Source organism: Candidatus Hepatincolaceae symbiont of Strigamia maritima (assembly GCF_055505085.1).
The window spans coordinates 1-937 of sequence record NZ_DBKDTU010000077.1; the positions used below are offsets into that span (position 1 = coordinate 1).

The following is a 937-nucleotide window of genomic DNA, read 5'->3' on the forward strand; positions in this document are numbered from 1 at the left end:
CCCATCTAATCCCGATTCATTTACTATACAGTACTACTTCTACCCCTTTGTGCCATTTAATTCTTCCAGTGACAATTATGATGCCATCCCACAATATCTCGGTTTTTCCCATTATTTCCCATTATTTTTTTAGTAATGTCCTTGTATATCTCTGCCATTTAATGTGCAACTTTACATTTCTTTAAAACTTAATTTTAGGACATTTTAAATGGAAAAAATTGAAAGGAATTTTTATTTTTTCCCATGTTTTCCCATATTATTGCGGGTTTTTTAAACGAACTGTAGTAGTAAAATATAGCTATTCTGTCCCATTATATCTTGTCTCATTACACAAATATTGATAATTATTGGCATAGTAAAACAAAGCAGGAATGGTCTTGGATAGACCCAAAAGCCCATTATGTACATTTTTCACAAGACACTCTTAAAAAGATGGTAAAAAAAGCAGGATTTAAAGTTGAGAAATTAAGAACTTCAATGACAAGCAATAAAGATTCAGATAATTATAAATATATTAAAAAACAGTATCCAAATCAATCTCAGGATTTTTACATTAGTAAATTACAAGAACTAAAATTTACAAGGGTTTGGAGAAAGTATTATATTACGTACTAGAAAGAAAAAACTTTTTGATTTATAATAAAATTACTAAACGTTATTTATTTACTACTATTAATAAAATTTATAACATCTCCTACTGTGTTAACTTCATGCACAGCTTCTTCTTTAACATAAGGTAAGGCTTGTGACATTACAAAAGAATTCTTAGTAATTTTAAACATAGAAATATCGTTACCTGCATCTCCTGTAACAAAAATACTTTCTTTAGGAATATTTTCTAATGCTATAATTTTTTCTATTCCTAATCCTTTTGAGGCAGTAGTACTAAAAATTTCTAAACAATGAGCTGCCGTCATTACTGCTTGTAAATTATGAA

2 protein-coding genes are annotated in these 937 nt (G+C 28.2%); one reads left to right on the forward strand and one right to left on the reverse strand.

The window, feature by feature from the left end; all coding sequences use genetic code 11:
* The first annotated feature begins 318 nt into the window (after window positions 1–318).
* Entirely contained in the window at window positions 319–615 is a 297-nt protein-coding gene (locus ACQCX0_RS01930) for a hypothetical protein (RefSeq protein WP_462562466.1), read from the forward strand.
* 44 nt (window positions 616–659) lie between these two features.
* Here ACQCX0_RS01930 and ACQCX0_RS01935 read toward each other — a convergent pair.
* On the reverse strand, window positions 660–937 hold a 278-nt coding region (locus tag ACQCX0_RS01935), incomplete at its 5' end, for an HAD family hydrolase (protein ID WP_462562468.1).